Consider the following 3,880-nt stretch of genomic DNA (forward strand, 5'->3'; position numbering starts at 1 on the left):
GCTGGGCGCGGGCGGGCTCGCGCCGTGGCTGGCGGAGCACGGCTCCGGTCCGCTGGGGCTGGCGACGGTGCACGCCTGGGCGCTGGGCAGCGGCAGCGTCAGCGAGATCGCGCTGGCCACGGCGCAGGGCCCGGCCGCCTGGTTCGACCCCTCGCAGCTCGACGAGGCGGACGAGACGGCGTTCGCGGCGTGGGTCTCGGACGAGTCCAAGCCGAAGGTGATGCACGACGCGAAGGCCGTGATGCGGGTCTTCGCGGAGCACGGCTGGTCGGTGGCGGGCGTGCGGATGGACACGGCGCTCGCCGCATATCTCGTCAAGCCGGGCCGGCGGTCCTTCGCGCTGGACGCGCTGTCCGTGGAGTACCTGGGCCGTGAGCTGCCGACGGCGGCGGCCGACAGCGGGCAGCTGGCGTTCGGCGCCGACGAGCAGGCCGAGGCGGACGCCCTGATGGGCCACGCCCGTACGGTCCTCGACCTCGGCGAGGCGTTCACCGGCAGGCTGCGGGAGGTGGGCGCCGCCGGGCTGCTGACGGACATGGAGCTGCCGACGAGCGCGCTGCTGGCCCGGATGGAGCGGGCGGGCATCGCCGCGGACCGCGCCTGGCTGGAGCGGATGGAGCAGCAGTTCGCCGGGGCCGTGCAGCAGGCGGTCCAGGAGGCGCACGCCGCCGCGGGGCACGAGTTCAACCTGGGGTCGCCCAAGCAGCTTCAGGAGGTCCTCTTCGGGGAGCTGGCGCTGCCCAAGACGAAGAAGACCAAGACCGGGTACACCACGGACGCGGACGCCCTGGCGTGGCTCGCGGCGCAGACCGAGAACGAACTCCCAGTGATCATGCTGCGCCACCGCGAGCAGTCGAAGCTGCGCTCCACGGTCGAGGGGCTCATCAAGACCATCTCGCCCGGCGGCGGCCGGATCCACACCACGTTCAACCAGACGGTGGCGGCCACGGGCCGGCTCTCGTCCACCGATCCGAACCTCCAGAACATCCCGGTGCGCACGGACGAGGGGCGGGCGATCCGCCGCGGCTTCGTCGTCGGCGAGGGCTACGAGTCGCTGCTGACCGCCGACTACAGCCAGATCGAGCTGCGCGTGATGGCGCACCTCTCCGAGGACGAAGGGCTGCTGGAGGCGTTCACCTCCGGGGAGGACCTGCACACCACGGTCGCCTCGCAGGTCTTCGGCGTCGACAAGTCCGAGGTCGACCCCGAGATGCGCCGCAAGATCAAGGCCATGTCGTACGGGCTCGCGTACGGCCTGTCGGCGTTCGGCCTGTCCCAGCAGCTGGGCATCGCCCCGGACGAGGCGCGCCGGCTGATGGACACGTTCTTCGAGCGGTTCGGCGGGGTGCGGGACTATCTCCAGCGCGTCGTCGAGGAGGCGCGGGCCACGGGATACACCCAGACGATCCTCGGCCGTCGCCGCTACCTCCCCGACCTGAACAGCGACAACCGTCAGCGCCGGGAGATGGCGGAGCGCATGGCGCTCAACGCGCCGATCCAGGGGACCGCCGCGGACATCGTCAAGATCGCGATGCTGCGGGTGGACGCGGCCCTCGCCGCCGAGGGGCTGTCCTCCCGGATGCTGCTCCAGGTGCACGACGAAATCGTGCTGGAGATCGCCCCCGGCGAGCGGGACGCCGTCGAGGCGCTGGTCCGCCGCGAGATGGCCGGAGCGGTCGAGCTGCGCGCCCCGCTGGACGTCTCCGTGGGCGTCGGGGCGGACTGGGAATCCGCCGCGCACTGACCCGTTCCGGGTACGGAATGTGCCGCCCGTATCCCGCTCCGTGAGCGGGGTGCGGGCGGCCGTCGCGGCCGTCCGTCCGGGCCGCGCGGAGTCTGTGGCTGAGGGCAGGAAGTTGCCGTAGTGTCACCTGCGTTGACACGCGGGGGAGCGCCGCATCGCCCACGGAGGGGACAGACGGATGGCAGCGAAGTTCGGTCGGCGACTGCGCAGGGGGGCCGCGACGACCGCGGTGGCCGCGGCGGCGATGGCCGCGATGACGGCCTCCCAGGCCCCCGGGTTCGCCGTGCCGCGCACGGACCCGGCCGCGGAGGCGACGCCGCCGCCCGGCCCGCCGATCGACGGCGGGTCCCCGTACCACACGGACCTGCCGCCCCTGAACTCGCCGAACAAGCCGGGCACTTCGCCCAGCCCGTCGCCCGGCACGAGCCCGGGGACGGGCACGCCGGAGTCCGGCATCCCCGCGACCGTCCTCGACGCCTACAAGAAGGCCGAGTCGGCCCTCGGGACCGCCAAGCCCGGCTGCAACCTGCCCTGGGAGCTGCTGGCCGCGATCGGCAAGGTCGAGTCGGGGCACGCCCGCGGCGGCGCGGTCGACGAGGCCGGCACGACCCTTCAGCCGATCCTCGGCCCGGTCCTCGACGGCAAGGGCTTCGCCCTGATCAAGGACACCGACGGCGGCAAGTACGACGGCGACCCGGATCACGACCGCGCGGTCGGCCCCATGCAGTTCATCCCCTCGACGTGGGAGATATGGGGCAGGGACGGCAACGGCGACGGGGTCAAGGACCCCAACAACATCTACGACGCGGCGCTGAGCGCGGGGTACTACCTGTGCGGGGTGGGCGGCGATCTGTCGGACGACGCCAAGATGGATCTGGCGATCCTCGGCTACAACCACTCGACGGACTACCTGAACACGGTCCGCACTTGGTACGAGTACTACCGCAAGGGCACGCACGAGGTGCCCGACGGCACCGGAGTGCTGCCCAAGCTCCCCAAGTCCACTCCGCCGGGCCCCGGTACGGGCGGCGGCACGGCGAAGGGCACGGGCAAGGGCTCGACCGGCAACGGGTCCTCGGACCTCGGCAAGGGGTCTTCCGGCAAGGGTTCTTCCGGCAAGGGCAGCTCTGGAGGGCACGGCAAGAGCCCCTCGCCCTCGCCTCTCCCGCCGAAGACCGGCCACGGCGGCATCGAGGTGCCGTCCAAGCCCTCGCCCGAGCCCAAGCCGCCGACGACGCCTCCCACGAAGCCCCCGACGACACCGCCGACCACGCCCGCACAGCCCGCCGCCCTCGACTCCGTCGGCGCGCGCGAACTGACGGCCACGGCGGGCGGCGAGTTCGCCGCGCAGCCGCGGGTCAAGGCCAAGGACAAGGCGGGCAAGCCGGTCGCCGGAGTGCGCGTCCAGTACGAGATCGTCGGCAAGACCGAGGCGCGGTTCCCCGGCGGCGCCACCCGCGTCTCCGCCGTCACCGGCCGCGACGGCACCGCGACCGCGCCGAAGCTGAGCGCGGGCGAGCAGGCCGGGGCGTTCACCGTACGGGCCACGGTCGTCGGGCAGAAGCTCGCCGCCGTCGACTTCGCGGCGACCGTCACCGCCCGCCCCGCGCCCACCCCGAAGGCCGACGCGCTGGCGCGTACGGGCACGGGCCCCCTCACGGCCGAGGCCGGCAGCGCCTTCGCCGGGCACATCGGCGTCAAGGCGACGTACCGGGGCAAGCTCGCGGCGGGCGTGCCCGTGACCGCGACGATGGTCGCCCCCGGCGCGGGCAAGCCCACGGAGAACGACAAGGGCCCGTACTTCAAAGCGCCCGACAGCGTGGGCGGCAAGGACGTCAACGGCAAGGGCTCCGTAGGCAAGGACGCCAAGGACGTCAACGGCAAGGGCACGTCCGCCGACAAGCCCGTCCGTACGCTCTCCGGTCTCAAGACGGACGCGAACGGCGTCCTCACGCTTCCGGAGATCTTCACCGACGGCCACACCGGCACCTTCCAGCTCCGCCTCACCACCGCCGACGGCGCGGTCCTGACCATCGAGCTGACCGTCACCGCACCCGCGGCCCACTGACCCACCGGGGCGTACGCCGCGCCCCGCGCACGTAACCGCCCTGTGCCCCCGAGCCGATCCGGGGGCAC

Annotated in this window: 2 protein-coding genes; both read left to right on the forward strand. The window is 73.1% G+C overall.

Going from position 1 to position 3,880, the window contains the following annotated elements; translation table 11 throughout:
- Positions 1-1,744, forward strand: a 1,744-nt coding sequence (gene polA / locus ACFU99_RS36445) for a DNA polymerase I (protein WP_384400769.1), incomplete at its 5' end; no start/stop codon positions are given.
- A gap of 178 nt (positions 1,745-1,922) precedes the next feature.
- Positions 1,923-3,812, forward strand: coding sequence for a lytic murein transglycosylase (locus tag ACFU99_RS36450; RefSeq protein ID WP_384400772.1), 1,890 nt, complete (start codon positions 1,923-1,925; stop codon positions 3,810-3,812).
- Positions 3,813-3,880 lie beyond the last annotated feature (68 nt).

The sequence above is a fragment of the Streptomyces sp. NPDC057654 genome, assembly GCF_042800135.1.
Lineage (GTDB): Bacteria > Actinomycetota > Actinomycetes > Streptomycetales > Streptomycetaceae > Streptomyces.

Excerpts from the sequence above, each read along its gene's own strand:
- ACFU99_RS36450 (WP_384400772.1), top strand. The coding sequence starts at position 1,923 with ATGGCAGCGAAGTTCGGTCGGCGACTGCGCAGGGGGGCCGCGACGACC.